This is a genomic window from Microvirgula aerodenitrificans DSM 15089, assembly GCF_000620105.1.
GTDB classification, from domain to species: Bacteria; Pseudomonadota; Gammaproteobacteria; order Burkholderiales; family Aquaspirillaceae; genus Microvirgula; species Microvirgula aerodenitrificans.
In genome coordinates, this window is record NZ_JHVK01000008.1 from 20,263 (window position 1) to 39,956 (window position 19,694).

At 59.7% G+C, this 19,694-nt stretch carries 18 protein-coding genes; 4 read left to right on the forward strand and 14 right to left on the reverse strand.

The features are described 5' to 3' along the window. Positions 1-224 precede the first annotated feature (224 nt). From Q352_RS0108415 to Q352_RS0108430, 4 genes are all read right to left on the reverse strand, one after another. Positions 225-1,163, reverse strand: a complete 939-nt coding sequence (locus tag Q352_RS0108415; RefSeq protein WP_028498971.1) for a LysR family transcriptional regulator — start codon at positions 1,161-1,163, stop codon at positions 225-227. A gap of 16 nt (positions 1,164-1,179) precedes the next feature. Further along, positions 1,180-1,332 (reverse strand): hypothetical protein, encoded by a 153-nt coding sequence (locus tag Q352_RS23880; RefSeq protein ID WP_156952499.1) that lies wholly within the window; start codon positions 1,330-1,332, stop codon positions 1,180-1,182. 54 nt (positions 1,333-1,386) lie between these two features. After that, the gene (locus tag Q352_RS0108425) at positions 1,387-1,743 is read right to left on the reverse strand and encodes a YciI family protein (protein WP_233495234.1); all 357 of its coding nucleotides are present in this window, start codon (positions 1,741-1,743) and stop codon (positions 1,387-1,389) included. Between the two features lie 115 nt (positions 1,744-1,858). Next, complete coding sequence (locus tag Q352_RS0108430) at positions 1,859-2,377, reverse strand: DcrB-related protein (protein ID WP_028498973.1); 519 nt, start codon at positions 2,375-2,377, stop codon at positions 1,859-1,861. A gap of 193 nt (positions 2,378-2,570) precedes the next feature. Between Q352_RS0108430 and Q352_RS0108435 the strand changes: the two genes are divergently transcribed. Further along, the gene (locus tag Q352_RS0108435) at positions 2,571-3,620 is read left to right on the forward strand and encodes a hypothetical protein (protein ID WP_146745045.1); all 1,050 of its coding nucleotides are present in this window, start codon (positions 2,571-2,573) and stop codon (positions 3,618-3,620) included. Between the two features lie 73 nt (positions 3,621-3,693). Here Q352_RS0108435 and Q352_RS22260 read toward each other — a convergent pair whose 3' ends face one another. The 5 genes from Q352_RS22260 to Q352_RS0108460 all read right to left on the reverse strand — a co-directional run bounded on the left by Q352_RS22260 (position 3,694) and on the right by Q352_RS0108460 (position 10,955). After that, a complete protein-coding gene (locus Q352_RS22260) occupies positions 3,694-5,307 on the reverse strand; it encodes a methyl-accepting chemotaxis protein (protein ID WP_051528786.1) in 1,614 nt (537 codons plus the stop codon). A 217-nt stretch (positions 5,308-5,524) separates the two neighbouring features. Then, complete coding sequence (locus Q352_RS0108445; protein WP_028498975.1) at positions 5,525-5,848, reverse strand: hypothetical protein; 324 nt, start codon at positions 5,846-5,848, stop codon at positions 5,525-5,527. Between the two features lie 234 nt (positions 5,849-6,082). After that, the gene (locus Q352_RS22265; RefSeq protein WP_051528787.1) at positions 6,083-7,723 is read right to left on the reverse strand and encodes a methyl-accepting chemotaxis protein; all 1,641 of its coding nucleotides are present in this window, start codon (positions 7,721-7,723) and stop codon (positions 6,083-6,085) included. A gap of 29 nt (positions 7,724-7,752) precedes the next feature. After that, complete coding sequence (locus Q352_RS22785; protein ID WP_084299979.1) at positions 7,753-8,628, reverse strand: LysR family transcriptional regulator; 876 nt, start codon at positions 8,626-8,628, stop codon at positions 7,753-7,755. Between the two features lie 716 nt (positions 8,629-9,344). Further along, positions 9,345-10,955 (reverse strand): methyl-accepting chemotaxis protein, encoded by a 1,611-nt coding sequence (locus Q352_RS0108460; RefSeq protein WP_028498976.1) that lies wholly within the window; start codon positions 10,953-10,955, stop codon positions 9,345-9,347. A gap of 232 nt (positions 10,956-11,187) precedes the next feature. On the opposite strand from Q352_RS0108460, the gene Q352_RS22790 reads away from it, so the two are divergent. Next, positions 11,188-12,135, forward strand: a complete 948-nt coding sequence (locus tag Q352_RS22790; RefSeq protein WP_084299981.1) for a GlxA family transcriptional regulator — start codon at positions 11,188-11,190, stop codon at positions 12,133-12,135. 91 nt (positions 12,136-12,226) lie between these two features. Here the strand turns inward: Q352_RS22790 and Q352_RS0108470 are convergent, their stop codons facing one another. After that, positions 12,227-12,859, reverse strand: coding sequence for a TetR/AcrR family transcriptional regulator (locus Q352_RS0108470; RefSeq protein WP_028498977.1), 633 nt, complete (start codon positions 12,857-12,859; stop codon positions 12,227-12,229). A gap of 233 nt (positions 12,860-13,092) precedes the next feature. Between Q352_RS0108470 and Q352_RS0108475 the strand changes: the two genes are divergently transcribed. Beyond that, the gene (locus tag Q352_RS0108475; protein ID WP_051528788.1) at positions 13,093-14,316 is read left to right on the forward strand and encodes an arabinose transporter; all 1,224 of its coding nucleotides are present in this window, start codon (positions 13,093-13,095) and stop codon (positions 14,314-14,316) included. Between the two features lie 62 nt (positions 14,317-14,378). On the opposite strand, the gene Q352_RS0108480 is transcribed toward Q352_RS0108475, so the two are convergent. From Q352_RS0108480 to Q352_RS0108495, 4 genes are read right to left on the reverse strand one after another with little or no spacing between them, the layout of a single operon-like run. After that, entirely contained in the window at positions 14,379-15,800 is a 1,422-nt protein-coding gene (locus tag Q352_RS0108480) for an isochorismate synthase (RefSeq protein WP_028498979.1), read from the reverse strand. Then, positions 15,797-16,102, reverse strand: coding sequence for an isochorismate lyase (locus Q352_RS0108485; RefSeq protein ID WP_028498980.1), 306 nt, complete (start codon positions 16,100-16,102; stop codon positions 15,797-15,799). The genes Q352_RS0108480 and Q352_RS0108485 overlap by 4 nt, the downstream gene beginning before the upstream one ends. Then, positions 16,102-16,866 carry a thioesterase II family protein gene (locus Q352_RS0108490; RefSeq protein ID WP_028498981.1) on the reverse strand — a complete coding sequence of 255 codons (765 nt, stop codon included), beginning with the start codon at positions 16,864-16,866 and terminating at the stop codon, positions 16,102-16,104. The genes Q352_RS0108485 and Q352_RS0108490 overlap by 1 nt, the downstream gene beginning before the upstream one ends. After that, positions 16,863-18,515 carry a (2,3-dihydroxybenzoyl)adenylate synthase gene (locus tag Q352_RS0108495; protein WP_028498982.1) on the reverse strand — a complete coding sequence of 551 codons (1,653 nt, stop codon included), beginning with the start codon at positions 18,513-18,515 and terminating at the stop codon, positions 16,863-16,865. Before Q352_RS0108495 ends, Q352_RS0108490 begins: the two co-directional genes overlap by 4 nt. Positions 18,516-18,741: 226 nt before the next feature. Here Q352_RS0108495 and Q352_RS0108500 point away from each other — a divergent pair, with 226 nt between their 5' ends. Continuing rightward, the gene (locus Q352_RS0108500; RefSeq protein ID WP_028498983.1) at positions 18,742-19,629 is read left to right on the forward strand and encodes a helix-turn-helix transcriptional regulator; all 888 of its coding nucleotides are present in this window, start codon (positions 18,742-18,744) and stop codon (positions 19,627-19,629) included. Positions 19,630-19,694: the final 65 nt, after the last annotated feature.

The following is a 19,694-nucleotide window of genomic DNA, read 5'->3' on the forward strand; positions in this document are numbered from 1 at the left end:
CGGTGTCGTCAGGTCGAGGTACGGCAGCCCGTGAGCGAGCCAGTCCCGGAGCGGGAAAAGGTGGCGGGGACAAATGCCTGGAGATGCCGAAGGCACGTTCGCAGAACGCACGATAGCGCCCTTCTGCAGTGAGTAACGAGCATCACTGTAGAGATGGCCAATCATTCCAGAAAGTGAATTTATTGCACTTTAATGGATGCGTTGAACGCACTCATCAGGGCATGCTATCTCTCCGGTTGTGTCCGTCTGGCCGCCTCCGCCTCCTCCTTGTTGCAGAGGGCATGGATCGTATGTCGCAGCCACTGATGGGCAGGATCACTATCCAGACGAGGGTGCCACGCCTGCGTCAGCAGCACTGTCTCAAGGGGCGTCGGCAGTTCGAACAGGCGAATGCTGAGGCCTGCCGCAAGCGCGCTGCTGGCAAGATGCCTGGGCAACGGCAGCAGCAGATCCGAATCCTGCAGCGCAAACAATGCCGTATAAGGACTCTGTACGACCAGGGCGACATGCCGGCGCAGTCCTTGCGCTTCCAGAGCGGCATCTATCGGTCCGATGGCCTTTCCGCGCCGCGACACGTTAATGTGCTCCCAGTGCGTGAGGCGTTCCGGCGTGATTTCATCGTCAAAAACCGGATGACGCGCTCGGGCAACACCCACGAACGTCGTGGTGAACAGTGACTGCACACGAATCTCTGGTCCCAGCTTGCGCGAAGCACTGATAAACAAGTCAATGCGGCCACTGCGCAGCGCCTCCTCGTCCACGTCATCTTCTTCCGGCGAGAAACGCAGCATCGCGCGCGGCATCTCCGTGGCCATCGCCCCCAGCAGATGACCCAGGTGGATGCTCACGAACTCATCCGTGGCGCGGACGCTGAAACGCCTGTCCAGCGATTTCAGGTCGATGCCGGTGTCGGGTTCAAACACCTGCGTGGCCTGCTCGACCGCCAGGCGCACCTGCTCGCGCAATGCGAGCGCCCTGGGCGTGGGCATGAGCTTGCGGCCGACCTGGACGAAGACCGGATCCGCCAGCGCTTCCCGGATGCGGCTCAGGGTGCGGCTCATCGCAGGCGGACTCAAATTCATGCGACGTGCCGCACCGATGACGCTTCCTTCATCCAGCAACGCATCCAGCGCCAGGAGCAAGTTGAGATCGGGGCGCGCCATGATGCTCCTCAGGCCATTAACTAAAATGCAATCTTATTTCAGGTTGGATAACACAGAAAGCATTGATCGAAAAATGCGCCTTCATCATCTGCTCCGGCCGTTTCGGCGTGCCCGCGATGAGGCGCTGCAGAAGCTGCTGCAGGAAGCGGGTCCGGGTGATTCGTGTCATTGCCAGGAAGCTCATGCAGCGGCGGCAGGAGACCGCCCTGAACGTGAAAATTTTCTACAGCACGTCTTTCAGCACAGGAAGGCATTTCACTGGTGAAAATTCGGTAATGCGGTAGAGGGCCAGATCATGTTGCCGGAAGGGGTCCTTTGTGAGGATCTCCTCCAGCGCTTGCCGGTTGACACTGCTGCTGGCCAGGATAACGCCCCCATCCCGCGGGTTCTTCGGGCCTGATGCCAGGAAGATCCCTTTCTCATAATGAACGTCGAGAAAATGGCGATGCGCCTCCAGATGGGCCTCAATGTCGGCAAGGGGCTTTTGATAGGTGAGCTCTATTACATACATGGTTTGATTTCCGGTTTCATATGGATGTCCATCGGTACGGATTGCGCGAGTAATCAATAGCGCAATCATGGTACTCCTTGAAACTGGGCTTGCTCCATACCTCGTGAGTGTGCTCCGAACCTCCCCACGCTGAAGGCATTGCCTGCTGCCGGATTAAGGGTAATAGCGCCACCATCCGGAGCCGTTACTGCAGCGAAATCGTCTGCATGCTCTGCCGCAGCGCGGCCTCCAGTTTGCCAAACTCTTCCCGGGTCGAATTGAAATTGAAGATCAGCATCCGTCCACGAAATGAAGTAATCAGCAGGATGCTGTGAATTCTGGTATCGATGGCCTGTGATACCAGTTCCAGCTGGATCCACTGCCGGCCTTGCAGGCTGACCATTTTGCGCTGCTGCCATTGCAGGCCCGGCATCGCGCGTTCAAATGCGGCTTCCAGTGAGGACTTGACCTCCTGAAGCGATTCGGCCGGCAGCAGGGTTGTTTTCAGGTCATAGGCAATGGTCGTGGTCCGCTCCGCATTGCCTGCGGCAAATGCCGGCGGGCGCCCGGGAGGATATTTGAGGGCTATTTCCATGCTGGAAAGTTCAGTGAATCCGTCCGGCGCATCGAACGATACGCCAAGATCCGGGATGGAGAAGGTGGCAGCATGTACCCGGGTCACAAGACCAAGGACAAATAATCCCTTGAGAAGCAGCAATTTCATGGAGTGGTATCAGTCTGGCAATCAGGCACCGTCATGCCTGTTACTCGGTGGTGGGGCTGGTTGCCGGCATGGCTCCCGCTTGGGCTGGGCAGCGTCTTTTTGTCTGCCCGATTTCGTGTATCGTGGCCACATATAACGGGTAAACCCTCGCATGACAAGTCTCAAACCGGAGCAATGCTTTATGGAAATCGGCGTGCAGTCAATTCTGCTTTCATGGTTTTGCCACCCCAGCCTTCGGCGCTGGCTGCCCCTGCTGGCCGGGGGATTGCTGTGCGGGCTGGCGACCGTTTCACAAGCCGCCCAGCCGGCTCCGCGCTGTGGTGTCTACAGCAACAGCCAGCTGGGCGAGATCCATGTGCTCAGCCCCGATCTGATGCAGCGACGGGTGAAAGACAGCACGCCTGAACTGCTGCATTACCAGCGTGTCGACGGTCAGCTCAAGGTGTTCAATCTGGACCTGGGAATCGGTGATGCCTACACGCTGCTGGACGATGGCCGCGCCATCGACACCGGGATGGACTTTGTCTACACCCTGACCCGGCCCTTGTTCTGCCAGCCGCCGATGCCTGCCGCGACGAGCGTGGCCGGGCAGGCCTGCTGGCAGGATCTTGAGGCATGCGGCCAGAACAGCATTCAGGCCAGCGACAAGGATCTGCGGGACATGTGTGCAGACCGGCTGTGGTTTGCCTGCACCCGACTGTTCGCGGGCGAGCCGGCTGCCTGGCTGCAGTCTGCGCTTGCTGCCGGGCCGCTGCCCAAACCCCTGCCGGCCGACCGGCTGGAGGAGGCCGCGCAGATATGCCTGAAGGGCATGTCCGGCGCCGTATGCAAGGAAGCAGCGAACGTGAACTGGGATGCCGGTCGTTACCTTCAGGCCCGGGCGTTGCTGCGCCATGCCTGTGCCGCTCCGCTTGCCGACCCGACCGCCTGCCTGGCAGCCGAAGGCATGGCATCACTGACCGGGACCGCACTGGCTGCGCCTGCCCCGGCCGGGCTGCCCCGGGGCCGCTTCAGATCGGATACCGGACTTGCCAGAGACATCACTTTTGGTGACAGCGGGCAGGTGACCGGTTTTGCGGGCCTGGTGATGCAGGCCCGGCTGGAGCATGGACTCATCCACATGCGTCACAACCAGGGCGGGGATTTCATCCTGCGCCGGGTGGGCGAGGGCACGCTGATCGGTCTGGACATGTGGAACCGTCTGTCTGTTTACGAGGCACAGCCCGACAGCCCGGCGCACTAGTGCGCAGCCGGCAATGCCTGCCACCTTCACTGTCACGCGTGCTTCCGCGCATTCGGCATGAGCTGGCGCAGTGTCAGACCCTGAATTGCGCCAGCGTGTCCATCTGCTGCCTGACCAGCGTGTCCAGCAGTTCTGCACTGCTTGCGGTGTTTCGCGCTGCGGCACTCGACTCTTCAGACATCTGTGCCGTCTTTTCGACCTGCTGGGCAATGTTGTTGCTTGCCACGCCCTGCTGCTGGATGGCTGCAGAGATGCCGCTGATGCTGGTTGCGGCGTTGTCTGCATTTGCTCCGATCTCGCTTATTGCATGACTGGCTTTGTCTGCCCGGGCCACACCGCTTTCCACCAGCTGGTCGGCAGACTCCATGGCGGTGACGGTCTCCCTGGCCATGCCGAGCATGGCCTCGATCATCGAAGCGATTTCCTGCGTTGAATTTGCAGTCCGTTCGGCCAGCTTGCGTACCTCGTCGGCCACGACGGCAAAGCCGCGCCCCTGTTCGCCGGCACGCGCGGCTTCGATGGCCGCGTTCAGTGCCAGCAGGTTGGTCTGGTCGGCAATGTCCCGGATGACATTGACCACCGTCCCCACCTGAGCACTTCGTGCTTCCAGCTGCTGGATATGGACTACGGACGATTTGACGACCCGGGAGATTTCGTGAATGTCCGTAATGGTATTGCGGATGATTTCCGAACCGGACTCCACCAGTGCCCGCGCTTCCAGTGCGCCGCTGCGGGTGTCCAGTGCCTGCCCGGCAACGTGGTTGATACTGACCGTCATCTGTTCCACCGTTGCAGCCATGTCCGAGGCTGATTCACTCTGCACCGAGGAGGCGGCGGCCACCTGCCGGGCCGTCTCGCTCAGCGCCAGTGATGCCCCCTGAACCTCATGGGCGATATGGCGCAGTGCCTGGAAGCTGGTTTGCAATTTCTCCATCAACAGGTTGAGTGCCATGCTGGCATCGCCGATTTCGTCATGATGCAGAACGGTTGTGCGCCGGGTGAAATCCATGGTTTCGCTGACACTGGCAAGATCGCTGCGAATTTGAGTCAGTCCTGTCCGTATTGTGCGAAACAGGTGGAGGGACAGCCCGCCGGTCAGTGCCAGAGCCACGGCAATACAGGCAAGGGACAGGTTGCGTGTGTACTCATAGTCTGCGCGGCTGATTGCTACGTCCTGCATGGTGAGCGCCTTGTTGAGCGCGTAATGTTCATCGAGTGCTTTCTCGGCAGCACGGGACAGGGGCGAGGCCTGTTTGATCAGGACCATTCTCTGCGCAGGTTCGAGCTGGACAGACCGGGTGAGGGCAGGCTGAATGGCTGCCCAGTATTGCTTTACCGAATCCCGCACCGCATTCAATTTTTCCTGGTCCTGATCGTTGTAGATATTCTTTGCCTGGTAGTCGGCCACTGCCATGTCCAGATTCTGCTTTGCAGCCAGGATTTTGTTTCGCGCCACATTGCGTTGCGCATCATCATCTGCATGCAGAAAATCCCGTAGTCCAACACGAATATTTGACAGGCCGTGCTGCGCACGGTTGATGTCGTCCAGACTGGGGAAAATATTGTTCATCATGGCTTCGTGGCTGTCTTGTGCATGACCTTGCTGCCAGACACTGTAACCACCCACGGAAAGAAGGGCAAAAATGGCGACACTGAGCGTCAGGAAAAGCTTTCTGGAGATATTCATTTTTCCGGTTTCAATTATATAGGTCGTCTTCAGTTGAAATATTCGTCTGAAAATCAATCTGATAAAAAGTTAAGTACGAGTTTCCCGGATTTTCGATGTCAGCTTGCAGATAGAATTTTGTGTGGCTAATGTTGTTTTTATATAAAGCAGCGTGTGCGGCTCTTGCCTGCTTTTTTGTAAGGCAGGGTAAATGTCAGGCAGGAAAAAATTAACCAGATCAGTTGTTCATTGATGGCCGGGATGGCCGGTCATGATGGAAGGGCTGGTCCTGCTCTTTTCTTAGAATCAATGTCAGCGCTCTTTCCATTGTTTCCGTCGTTTCTTCCATATCACTCAGGCAGGCTTCAACCAGCACCCAATACGGATGCGATTTCTCCTTGGTGATCGGAAGCATTTCTGTGGTCGTCTCTTTCAGGACACAGGTAAGCAAATTCAAGGATGCAGACATGCGATGAATGACCATCTGCAAGGCTTTTTCTCTGTCGAGAAAGGATTGCTGGTATCTCCTGATTTCTTCTTCCTGATTTGTTTTTTCTGTCATTGCAGGTTCCTTTTTAATGGCTTCATGTAGAAGGGGTGTTGGAAAAATTTTGATAGCAGGCTGGGCGCAAGATATTTATGAGGTTTGCCAGGCAGGTGACACGATAAGAAGTTGAATCGTCCTGTTGCGTGCATGATGAATTTCATGAAATGGGCATGCCGTTTCTTGAGAGAGGTGTCACCTGTGCAGGAAAATTGTCTGGCCGGTTTCCTTGGCTGGAAGCCGGCCAGTTGCTCAGATCCGGAACCGGCCGATAGTGCTTAACATCTGCTGCGCCTGCTCGTTAAGATCGGCTGCCGTTGCCGAATTGCTTTGAGAGCTGGAATGGCTTTCCTCCGCCATCTGTGCCACGCGCTCAATTTGTTGGGCAATATTGGTGCTTGCAGTCGATTGCTCTCGCATCGAGTTTGAAATCTCGGCAATCTGTTCAACCGTACCGTGGGTGCGCTCCAGTATGCGGTTAATTGCTTCCGTGGCCTGACTGGCTGTCTCCACGCCTGCCTCGACCTGGCTTACCACGGTTTGCATGGAGGCCACCGTCTGGTTGGCATCGCTTTGCATCGAGGCGACGGTGCCGGTGATTTCCTGGGTTGATGCCGCGGTGCGTTCCGCCAGTTTTCGCACCTCGTCGGCCACTACGGCAAAACCACGACCACTTTCACCGGCCCGGGCGGCTTCGATGGCGGCATTCAGTGCCAGAAGATTGGTTTGTTCCGCGATGTCCTTGATGACACTGACTACCGTGCCGATTGAGGTGGTTTTTTCTTCCAGTTGGGTAATTTGTAGTGCGGCAAGTTTGATGCTGTCCGAAATGCTGCGAATCATGTCGATGGTTTCATTGATGATGGTCGCTCCCCGCCCGGCTTCATTTCCCGCCTCATGCGCCCGTTGATCTGCCTGAGCGGAACGATCTGCAACATGGCTGATACTGACCGTCATCTGCTCGACGGCTGCCGACATGCTGGAAGTAGACTCGCTGACCTGCTCGACGGCTTGTGACATCTGAGCGGACGAACCTGCCACTTCGGTGGCATGACCCCCTACCGTGCTTCCGATCTGGCTGAGTTCGGCAAAGCTGGTCTGCAGCATCTGTAACAACTGATTGAAGCAAGTGGCAATGCGAGCAATTTCATCTTTGCCGTTGTCGCTGACACGCAGGGTCAAATCGCGGTCGGAAGTAATGGCTGTGATTTTTTCTTCAAGCTGATTAATAGAATGCTTGATGCTTGATGCTACCCACAGACTGGAGGAAAAAATGGCAGCCAGCAGAATAAAACCAATCGTCATCAATACCCGTTTTGCTTCATTCTGGGTCTGTACGGCTTTATTCCCCAGCTGATAGGCCAGGTCTTTATTGAACTGAACAATTTTTTTCAGCAAGTTGGCTGTTTGTATGGCGGCAGGGGTAAAGGTGGTTGCAATATATTTCAGTTCGGCCTCGTCTTGCGCTGCCTTGTCGTGGGGGTTGGCCGCTTGTGCTCTTATTGCTGTAAATGCTGGAATAAGTGCCTCCCATTTTTTTACGGAGGCAATCGCTGCATCGATATTGGTGCGATCTTCCTCGTTGGTGACCATCGTGCTTTTGTATTGCTCCAGTTGCCCAAGCAGTGAAGTAATGTTTTCGCTTGCGGTCGTCAGCGCTTTTTTATTGCTCGTCTCGTCTATGGAGGCAACGGAAAGAAGTATCTGGCGTCTGGCCTCCTGAAATTCCCCACGGATATTCTCAGCCGCAACCAGCGATGGCAATGCGTCTTCATTTATCGCTACGACCCGGCTTTCAACTTCAGCCATTTGTGAGTGAAGTACCCACAACATGGCCGCGAGGCCTATGAAGCTGATCAGTGCTAATCCGTAAAGCTTCGTGGATATTTTCATTGTTACTTTCCTTGGCTGTTCTGGCTTGCTTACCCAATTGTGGTCATTCTTGCTATGGCATAATTAAATACCGCTTTTTCTCCGGCTGACAATTTTTTATTGTTTGAATATGCAGCATAAAGTTCTTCGTCACAGGTTTGATATTGTGAAAGAATCCGCGTTATTTTCCTGGACGCAAGATTGGCGCTTTGCTCGTTGATGATGGCAATGCCAAGACCTTGCTCTGCTGCGTCAATGATTCCAGAGGTGGAGTTGGTGGTGAAGCGGCTTTTTATTCTGACCGGAAGAGAAATGCCGCTATATGGCAAAAGCACGTTGATTGGCTTTTCGCCACCCCTGTAAATGCAGTGATGATTTGCCAGTTCTTCCGGTGTTGCTGGTGTGCCATGCTGCTCCAGATAAGCTTCGCTGGCATAAAAACCTGATGCAAGATTACAGACTTTATGGGTCGTGCAATTGTTCATTCCTGGCTTTTGGGTCGAGAGGAGGAGCTTGATTGGCGAATGATAAAAATCAGGCTCATCATCAGAAACATGGATGTCAAGTTCCAGCTCAGGGTAAAATTTCAGCAGTTCAAAGAAAAAGCTGTTTTGAAATATTTCAAAAAAATTTGTAGGAACCTGAATGTGAACTTTTTCGTTTTCGCCTTGCTTGCCTGAGCGGATAAAATTTACAGCCGTATCAAGGCTGTCGATATTGACGCCGCTCCATTTGTAAAGACGCTCGCCATCAGGTGTGCAAGATAATGACCGGGTTGAGCGGGAGAAAAGCAACGTGCCCAGCTTGTTTTCCAGTCCACTTAATCGCCGGCTTAGCGTGTTGGCGGGCATGCCAAGCTGTTTGCTGGCCTTGGAGAAGTTTCCAGCACGAACGATTTGAACAAAGAGCGAGATATCGTCAAACATGGCGCTTGTACCGAGTGGTCAATTTTGGTTAGGGATAGTTCGCGGCGAAAGAGGGTTCTTTGTTATGCTCAAATATCAGTTTGTCATGATGGTACCTCATCAAATTTTGGTTGAGAATTGTTGAAAATGGACGCCAGTTATCCATTGTCATGAGGAATTGTGAGAATGGCATTGAGCACCATGCCGGCGTCAGGGGTCTTTATTGAAAAAAGTCAATGGGCAAATGTTGAAATATTCGACATGAAATGTGACCTGGCAGATTCAGCATCCACTGAGCCGGGAAATCAGGCTGATTAAAATGCCGTCAGCCATGAATGCGGCAGGCCATCCCGCCCCTGTTATTCGTGTACTGGTGTCGGTACACTCATCCATTCATGGCACATGACAGCCGAAATCACCGGGCCCACAGGCATGAACAAGTGAAATATTTTCAGGCGGGGAAGGCTTCCGGGGCTGCAAAAGCCGATGACACAGGACGTTATCCATGACTGCCGGATAACTGCCTTTCATGGATGAATTCACCTTCCCGTTTTGATATGAATCAAATCGGCTGGCCGGTACGGGGTTGGTTCATTCGCGTAATGGCGTGCGGTCGTGCTCCTGAAACGATGCCGAACGGATGCCTTGTGAATCGACGTGTCCCTTTGCCCGGGGCCCGTGCGCAGTCAGGCCTGTCACCAGGGGGGGCTGCTGACCAGCGTGCTTGGGGCAGGGGGTCAGATCCTGAAGCGCGCCACCTCCTGCTGCAGGCCGAGCGCCAGCGATTCGAGCTGTCGCGCCGCCGTGCGGGAGAATTGCACTGTTGACTGGGTTTCCTCCACCACGCCCACCACCCGTTCGACATCTCCGGCCAGGTTGGTGCCGGCCTGGCTCTGCTCGGTCACGGCTTCGGCCACGTTGCGGAAACGCTCCAGCGTCCGTCCCATGCTGTCGTCAATATCGCCCAGCGATGCTGCCAGCCGGTTTACCTGGGCGACCCCGGCCTCGACCATCGGGTTCACGTGATCCATGACCCCGGAGACGGTTGCCGTTTCCTTGACCACGGTCTGGATAATGCTTGAGATCTCGCTGGTGGCCTGTGCGGTGCGCTCGGCCAGCTTGCGGACTTCGTCCGCCACCACGGCAAAACCTCGTCCCGCCTCGCCGGCGCGAGCGGCTTCGATCGCCGCATTCAGTGCCAGCAGATTGGTCTGGTCGGCAATGTCGCGGATGGTGTCGGCAATGCCGCTGATATTGCGCGTGCGTTCTGCCAGCGATACCACCTGGGTCGATGCGGTGCTGATTTCTCCGGCAATGGACAGAATGCTGGTGGATACCTCGTGCGCCGTGGACCGGCCCTGTTGCGCCAGTTTGGCCACACCACGCGAATCCACTTCGGTTTCGCGAGCGTTCGCGGACACGTGGTCGATGCTGACCGACAGTTGTTCGATTGCGGCGGCGGCCGACGAAGTCGACTCGTTGGCCACGGTGGAAGCCTGCTCCAGCCGCTCCATCTGTTCGGTCATGCCGTGTGCGGTGTGTGCCAGCTGTCCGGCCGACTGCGAGATCTGTTCGATCATGGCCCGCAGGCTGATCTGCATGCTGCGCATGACCACCAGCAGGCTGTGGGGCTTGCCGCTGCTGTGAATTTCATCGGCCAGATTGCCGGCGGCAATGGCTTCGACCACCTGTACGGCGTAGGCCGGTTCGCCACCCAGGGCCCCGATGATCTGCCGCGACATGGTCATGGCCAGTCCGGCGACGACGACCAGTACGGTGAAACCGATACCCAGCAGCACCCAGGCGTTGTTCCAGAATGTCCTGTCGATGCTGTCTGTGAAAATACCCGTGCCCACCACCCAGCCCCAGGGTTCGAAGCGGTAAACGCCGTTGAGTTTCGGCAGTTCTTCCGTGCTGCCCTTGCGTGAGGTCATGATGACGGTCAGGCCATAGGTGCCGGTTTTCAATGCATCGTTATAGGCATCGACCGTAGTCCGTCCATCGGGCAGCTTGCTGCCGGTGTCGACCTTGCCCACTCGGTCAGATTTGGTATGAGCAACAAGGATATTGTCCTTTGTCCGGGCGAAGTAATAAAAATCGTCATGCTTCATCATGGTCAGCGTCAGGGCCGCCCTGGCCTGGGCCTCTGCCATGGTGAGTTTTCCCTGTTTCTCCTGACCCTGGTAGTACTTGAGAATGCTTTCCGCTGCTTTCAACTGGCTGACAATAAAGGCCTCTTTCTCCTTGTTCAGCGACGTGCGGATGCTGTAGAGCGAAAAGCCTGCCAGCAGCAGCAGACCAAAGAAACTGGTAAAAATGATGATTGCAAGCCGGGTGGAAACACGCATGATATGCCCTGATTATGGTTGTATATACAATAAAATTTCAAGAAATCATGGAGTAATGGCACTAATTAAAAATCTGGACGAATGTGAGTGGAAAATTGATTGCAGAGACGCAAACAGGGCTGTGGCAGCGCATGGCGAGTATGGAAAAGGCTAATGAAATTCTTTCTTGACGCTGGCAAGGATATGTCAGCATCCTTCCGCCTGGAAGGACGTTTACCCCTCAAAAACAGACATGATTCGTGAAATTGGCTTCTTTATTTATCCAGGGCACCAGATGCTGGATCTGGCCGGCCCGCTTTGTGCCTTTGAAATTGCCAATCACTTGCACACAAGTGACACCTATCGCTTCCATCTGTTGTCAACAGGAGGGGGGGCGGTACTCAATAGTCTGGGATTGCCGCAGGCCACGGTGCCATCGGCAGCCATTCAGCCACAGCGGCTGGACACGCTGATCGTGGTGGGGGCACCCAGCCCGTTCTCTCCAGCCGATCTGGATACAGAGGTATTCCGTTCGCTGGTGACGGCCTCGCGTCGCGTCGCCAGTGTGTGTACGGGCGTGTTTCTGCTGGCGGCACTTGGCGTGCTTGATCGGCGCAAGGTAACGACCCACTGGCGTTACGTGGATCGTTTGCGACAGGACTATCCATCAGTGCGAGTGGATGGCGAGCAGGTATTTGTTCAGGATGGCGATATCTGGACTTCTGCCGGCATAACGGCAGGCATTGATCTGGCCATTGCACTGATCGAGGTTGACCATGGCATCGATCTGGCTCGTGCTGTCGCACGTGAAATGGTGGTTTATCACCGCCGGGCGGGCGGTCAATCGCAATTTTCCACACTCGGCGATCTGGCCCCGGCATCAGACCGGATTCGCAATGTACTGGCCTATGTTCGTGAAAATGTCATGCGACCTATCCGTGTCGATGACATGGCCAGAGTGGCCTGCATCAGTTCCCGACAATTTGCCCGTGTCTTCAAGCGGGAAACCGGAGAATCTCCAGCCAGGGCCATTGAACGGATCAGAGTGGAAATTGCGCGTGACCGGATTGAAAGCGGATCTGAATCACTGGAAAAAATTGCCGGACTTTCAGGATTTGTCGATCCGGAACGGATGCGCAGGGCATTTATACGCATAATAGGGCGCCCTCCGTGTGCCATTCGTCAGGCCGGACGAAATTGATTTCCTTCCAGTCTGGCATGTGTCCGCCGTTCGCCAGGTGCGGCGCACCGACTGAATCGGGATCTGGCGAAATGAATACAGGGTGCAAACCTCAATCCTGCTGAATCGATCGAACATAGGCACAGAACATATCGGCCAAGGCATCGGAGTAGGCAACCATTTCCGCTTTTGTCCGCCGGGTGCGGGAAAAACTGCTGCCGACGGTGCCAAGCGTGGTGGAGATCATGTCACTGGCCAGCTCGCGAGAGGCGGGGGCCGCATCGGGTAGCAGCTGTTCCATGAATGCGCCGAACATCCGGTCGCTCTCCGCCCGTATGGCTTTTGCCTCCGGGCTGTCCCGGTAGAACGGTGCCGCGTCATTGAGCGCTCCGCGAACCTCTGCTTCCTCGCACTCGGAACGGATGAATGCGTGAACCAGCGTGCGCAGCCGCGTCAGCGGCGGTGTCGCCGTGTCATCGAGGATGCGGCGCAGCATGTCCAGCGTTTGCTGCCATTCGTCGCTTTGCAGCCTGAACAGGATTGCGGCCTTGTTGGGGAAGTACTGGTACAGGGAGCCAATGCTGATTCCGGCCTTCTCGGCCACGCGTGCGGTAGTGAACCGGGTGGCGCCTTCCCGGGCCAGAACCTGAGTCGCTGCCTGCAGCACTGCACTCACCAGCTCGTTCGAACGCGCCTGCTGTGGCTGCTTTCGTGAGGAAACATCGGGGTTTTTGCTCTTCGGCATGGTGTGGTTCCGGCAAGTCGGCAAATGCGAATAGAGAATGCGACTGATTGATCGCATAATTTGAACGCGATGAATTATTCGCATTGTTCCACGGAACCTGAACGCCCTCAACAACGGCACACCCATGTCCGCCTTCTCCTGTTCTGGTCGACCTTGTTCCGTCGGGCCACTCACAACCTGACACCAGGCCGGCCGTTCTGAATGCTGGCCGGTCACTGCACGAAATATTCAACATGGAAAAAAACACTTCGCACCATGCGGCGGCGGCGCTGACCCCGCCGGCCCCCCGCGTTCTGATGAAACTGCTGCCGCTCACGATGACCGTGTTCATCGCTTTCCTCACCCTCGGCATGCAGCTCCCGGTGCTGCCGCTGTACCTTCATGATTCACTCGGGATGGGCACGCTGGTGGTCGGTCTGGTTATCGGTTCGGAATTTGCTGCAGCTTTGCTTACCCGTGCCTGGGCGGGCAATTTCGCCGATATGCGCGGTCCGAAGAAGGCGGTCGTGGCGGGAACCGTTGCGGCTGCCTCATCGGGGCTGGCCTACCTGGTGTCGCTGGCATTTGCTGATGCGCCAGAAGTGGCCGTCTGGATCCTGCTGGCCGGGCGCATCCTGCTGGCCTTCGGGCAAAGCCTGATCGTGACCGGTTCCATGGGCTGGGGTATCGGCCTGGTCGGGCCGCAGAACGCCGGCAAAGTCATGGCCTGGAATGGTATCGCCATCTATGCCGCGTATGCGTTCGGTGCGCCGCTGGGGGTGGCCGTGAGCGCGCAGTGGGGTTTTCACGGCATCGCCGTCTCCGCCGTATTCATCCCGCTGCTGGCGCTTGGCATTGTCGCCGGCGTCAAAGGCGTCGCGCCTGCCGCACAGCGCCGTACGCCGTTCTACAAGGTGCTCGGCGCGGTGTGGGTGCCGGGGACAGGGCTGGCCCTGTCGAGCGTTGGTTTTGGCCTCATCACCGCTTTTATCGCCTTGCTGTTCGCAGCCCGGGGCTGGGACAACGCATCGGCAGCCTTTACCGCTTTCGGGGTGGCTTTCATCGCCGCACGATTGCTGTTCGGGCATCTGCCCGACCGGGTCGGCGGGGCGAAGGTGGCGCTCGTCAGCGTGATCATCGAGGCCGTCGGTCAGTTGCTGATCTGGGGAAGCGATGCCGCCGCCGGCGCATGGCTCGGTGCCGCGCTGACCGGCTTCGGCTATTCGCTGGCTTTCCCGGGCTTTGGCGTGGAAGCACTGCGCCGCGCACCGCCGCAGACCCGCAGCCTGGCGATGGGGGCTTATGCGGCGTTCCTTGACCTGGCTCTTGGTCTCACCAGTCCGCTGGCCGGTGCGCTGGCCGGCGCCTGGGGCATCGGCTCGGTCTATCTTGCCGGGGCGGTGACCGTGGGGTTGTCGGTGTTCGTCGCCTGGCGGTTGCTGGTGACAGAACCGGCCAGGACAGCCGTGCATGCCTGATTTCCTGAAGCTCAGGCATTGACGCGCCGTTCCCCGCCGGCGGGTGGCGGGGAACGGCGCATTCAGGCAATAGCAGTGTCCTGGCTTGCCGTGGCAAGCAGGGCTTCCTGCATGGCGGCGAGTTTCAGGCAGGTTTCCCGGTATTCGAGCTGCGGGTCCGAGTCCCCCACCAGCCCGCAGCCGGCGAACAGGACGCCGCCTTGCCCGGGAGAGAGCAGGGCGGAGCGCAGCGCGACCAGAAAGTCGCCGTTGCCCTCGCCATCCACCCAGCCCAGAGGGGCGGCATACCAGCCGCGGTCCATGCCCTCGTGCCGGCGGATATAGTCCAGTGCCGCCGCGCGCGGGTAGCCGCCCACCGCCGGTGTCGGGTGCAGCGCCTGGACCAGTCGCAGGATGCCCGCGCCATGGGCCAGCCGGGCCCGGATGGGGGTGTTCAGGTGCTGCACACTGGCCAGTTGCTTCAGTACCGGCGTTCCGGGTATCTCCAGGGTTTCGCTGCAGGGTGCCAGCGCGGCGCGGATCGCGTCGACCACCAGCTGGTGCTCGTGGCGGTCCTTGGCACTGTCCAGCAATGCCTTGCCGAGGCGGGCGTCTTCCCTGGCGTTGGTGCTGCGGGCGGCGGTTCCGGCGAGCGCGTGGGTCTGCGCTTCCCCCCCGCGTACCTGCACCAGACGCTCCGGCGAGGCGCCAAGGAAGCAGCTGTCGCCGCGTCTGCAGGCGAACAGCTGGGTGTTGCCGTGCTGCCGGCGCAGGTATTCGATGACGTGCCAGGCTTCGATCCCGCCCAGCGGCTGGTTCTGCGAGCGCGCCAGAACAACCTTGCCAAGCTGCCCCTGACGGATGTTGCGGACGGCTTCGGCCACCTTGCTTTCCCAGTCCCTGCGTTCCTGTGCCGAAGCCCCGGTGTGCGGACTGCCCGCCGCGGGCTGTCCTCGCCTCCGGGCCGGCTGGCGCAGTCGCCGCAGTATCGAGTCGTGGCGGATGGCCAGGGTCAGGGCATCGTTCCCGGCCTCCGCCAGTTGCTGGCAGAGTACCCGGCAGGTGTCGCCCTCGCGCAGCACGGTCAGGCGGGCGAGATCCAGGCTGGCGTCGCCGAATGCCTGCCAGTGTTTCTGGCGTGGACCGGCCGGGTCGAAACGGAAGCCGCCGCACAGGCGTGGCGCCAGCGGGCCCTCGACGACGGCATGCCGGCACAGGGCCTGCCAGTTTTCCTCGATCCGGACAAAACGCCGCTCACCATGACCATCAAGTTCCAGGGCGCGGTCCCAGGCAAAGAATGCGAGGCCGGGCTGCCGGCCCTCCCAGTAGAAAAATGGCGTCTGACCGTCATCCATGGTGCCGAATACCTGCAGCGGGTCGAGTGGATCGATCCCGAACGAGACCGCTGCCAGCACCGGATGGCCAAGTACCTCGGCCCGGCGGATGGCGCGCTCGAAAGTGTGATGCAGGAGCGGCAGATGCTGGCTTGCGACCGGGGAACTCATGCGATCCCCCGGGTCTGCCGCCAGTACTTGACCTGCTCGTCGATGTACCAGTGGATGAGCTGCGAGAACAGGGTCTCGGCAAAGGCCGGATCGAAGCCGTTCTCCTCCGCCCAGCGGGCGCGTGCCGGGAGCATCGCGGCCACGCGCTCCGGCGCCGGTATGGCGGCCTCGGAGGCCTTGAAGCGCGATGCGGCCCTGACGTATTCCATGCGTCGGCCAAGGGCCTGGATGATCTCATGGTCGATCCGGTCGATTGCGTCGCGGACCTCGAGCAGGCTGCTGCAGTTTTCAGGCGTTGTCATCAGGCAATTTCCCGGAAAAGGGTTTCGGCGTGGCCGAGGCGGCACAGCAGGTGTTCGATCACGGCGGCGCGTTGTCCGACCAGATAGAAATGGCCGCCGGGAAAACGCTTCAGCGTTGCCCGCTGCCGGCCGGCAAGGTCCCAGCCCTGCGCTTCGTCGCTGCTGGCTTCTTCGTCGCGATCGCCGAGCAGGACATCGACGGGGCAGGCCAGGGCGACCGGCCGGGCGCGGCGATAGGTCTCGATCACCTGGTAATCGGCACGCAGGATGGGCAGAAACAGGGCGCGCAGGTCCGCATCCTCCAGCAGTTCGCTGGCGCCTCCCTGACGGCGGATGTCGTCCAGCAGCGCGGCCTCGTCACCGCGGTGCAGCTCGCCACCACGCTGCAGGTGCGGTGCCGGCAGGGCGGAGACGAACAGGTGGTGCGGCGGCAGGCCGGCGTGTTCCAGCTGCAGGGCCGTTTCGTAAGCCAGCGCTGCGCCGAGGCTGTGGCCGAACAGCACCAGCGGCGCGTCGGCGAACTCCCGCAGGGCCAGGGCGGCGCCTTCGGCGAGGGGGGCCATGCCGGTCAATGGCGTCTCGTTGAAACGGTCCTCCCGGCCCGGGTACTGCATCGCCAGCAGGTCGATGTCGGCGGGCAGCCGTTCCTTCCAGGCGGCGAAGAAACTGGCGCTGCCGCCGGCGTGGGGGAAGCAGACCAGACGCAGACGCGGCATGGGCGTCAGGCGGTAGGGACGAACCCAGGTTTCGGCGGGATGGCTCATGCGCGCGCCTCCAGTTCCTGGCGCAGGCATTCGCGCAGCGTCTTCTTGCTGATTTTGCCGATGCCGGTCTGCGGAAAGGCCGCCACCAGCTCGATGCGGTCCGGCACCTTGAATGCGGCCAGGCCCTGGCTGTGCAGGTATTGCCTGAGTTTCAGCGCCGAGGGGGCAGGCTGACGCGGAATGACAAAAGCGCAGGTACGCTCTCCGAGCAGGCTGTCCGGCATGGCTACCACAGCAGCGTCGTGGACCTGGGGATGGGCGATCAGCAGGTTTTCCACTTCCTCGGCCGCGATTTTTTCGCCGCCGCGGTTGATCTGGTCCTTGTCGCGCCCCTCGACTACCAGATAGCCGTCGGCCCGCCGGCGCACGCGGTCGCCGGTACGGTAGAAACCGTTTTCATCGAAGGCCCGGGCGTTGTGTCCGGGCAGCCGGTAGTAGCCCCGGATGGTATACGGGCCGCGGACCCGCAGTTCGCCCACTTCCCCATCGGCGACATCATGGCCTTCCGCGTCGACCACCCGTATTTCGTCGGCCGGTGACAGGGGACGGCCCTGGGTTTCAATGAGGCGCTCGGGCGGATCATCCAGCCGGGTGTAGCAGACCAGCCCTTCTGCCATGCCCAGGACCTGCTGCAGCCGGCAGCCGAGGACCGGGGCAATGCGCCGTGCCGCATGACTGCCCAGCTTCGAACCGCCAACCTGGAGCAGGCGCAGGCTGGAGAGGTCGGCCTGGCGGCTGGCCTGGGCATCGAGCCACAGCATCGCCAGCGGCGGGACCAGGGCAACATGGGTGACCCGCTCGCGGGCGACAAGCGGAAAGCAGTGCTCGGGGTCGGCGCGCTGGCTGACCACCACGCGTCCGCCGGCCAGCAGGGTACCGATCACACCGGGGCAGCAGAGCGTGAAATTGTGCGCCATCGGCAGACCGGTCAGGTACACCGTGCTTTCGTCGAAGCCGCAGAGTGCGGCGCTGGCGCGCACGTTGTAGAGGTATTCACGATGGCGCCGGGGGATCAGCTTCGGTGTGCCGGTGGTGCCGCCGGAGAGCTGGAAGCAGGCGATATCTTCCGCACGGGCCGCGCATTCTTCCCGCGGAGAAGCCTGATACAGCGGTGCCATCGACTGCAGCGGCGCATCGGCCATGCCGTGGATCAGCGCCATGGAGCAGGCGCCTTCGTCCAGCAGCGCACGGGCCATGGGGCGCGGGTCGAAGCCGTCTGCCTGCCCGGCTCCGATATAGGCTGCCGCCCGGGCGAAACGGCAGAAGCCGGCGATTTCATGCTGGCGATGGGCCGGGAGGGCGAGCACCGGGCGCACGCCGAGCTGGAACAGGGCGAAGCAGGTCTCGACAAAGGCGATGCTGTTGGGCAGGTGCAGCACCACATTGTCTCCCGCCTTCAGCCCGGCCAGATGCAACCCGGCGGCCAGGCGGCGGCAACGTTCGAGCAGTGCGGCATAAGTGATGTGGTGACCGTCGGCACTCAGTGCGATCCGCTGCGGATGGCGTTCTGCGCTGATGGCCAGCGCGCCGGCGAAATCCTGTGTCTGCCAGTAGCCGGCCTCGATATAGCGCCGGATGAACGGCTCGGGCCAGTCGGGGGCGTCAGCCGGGGGCTCGATGGCAGAAGCGGGGAGGCGCGAGGAAGTCATGAAATCTCCGGTGAATACCTGATTGATATTTTTTGTAAATGATATTTGTTATCATTAAGCAACAAACAGGGACCGTGCAAGCCCGCTCCTTTCGACTGCCGGGCTTTTTCATTCGATTCATGGGCGAAGTGACCGAAGCGCCATCCGCTTGCGCCAGAAGTCCCTCCGCATTCACCTATCCCGAAGGGGCTGCCGTGCCGGCGGTCTCCGGGGAACAGGAAACCCGATGACCATCACCATCATTTCTCCCCGTTCCGATGACGCCGCCTGCGTGCCCGGCAACCGGCCCGGTGTCGCGCACATCGATCCGGACATCAAACTGGTAACCGGCACCTTGTGCTCGGCCAGCGAAGACTGGTTCGAGGAACCGCTGGAACGCGGGCTGCGGCTGATCCTCGTGCAGAGCGGGCAACTGCGCTGCCGGATTCCCGGGCAGCCCGAGCACCTGATCAAAGGGCCCAGCCTGTGCACCATCGCCAGCGACGGCGATTTCACGTCGACACAGATTTACGGCACCGAAAAGCCCCTGCGCTACACCATCGTCCAGCTCGGTGTCGAAGCCCTGAACGACCGGGCCGGCTGGTTGCCCGAGCCTCTGGTGCGGCGCCCGGGAGGGGACCCGAGGATCATGAGCTGCCCGGCACCACGCGCCATGCAGGCGCTGGCGTCGCAGATCGCAACCTGCCAGATGTTCGGTCCGACCCGTGACCTTTACCTCGGCGGCAAGGCCATGGAACTGGCCGCGCTCAGCGCCCAGTTTCTTTCCGGCGAGGCGGGCGCGACCGAGGCGCCGCGCATCGCCTGCCCGGAAGTCGAGCGCATTCACGCCGCGCGCGACCTGCTGGTGGAATCCCTGCAGGAACCGCCGACGCTCGACGCACTGGCGACCCGGGTCGGCATGAACCCGCGCAAGCTGACCGTCGGCTTCCGCAAGGTGTTCGGTGCCAGCGTGTTTGGCTACCTGCAGGAATACCGCCTGCGCGAAGCGCACCGCATGCTGTGCGACGAGGAAGTCAACGTCTCGACCGTGGCGTACCGGGTCGGTTACAGCCCCGCGCATTTCTCCATCGCTTTCCGCAAGCGATACGGTATTTCCCCCAGCGAGATCTGCTGAGGCGGTGCCCCGGGGGCAGGGAAGGGCGCCGGCGTCACGGTGACGTCGGCGCCCTTCTGCCATCC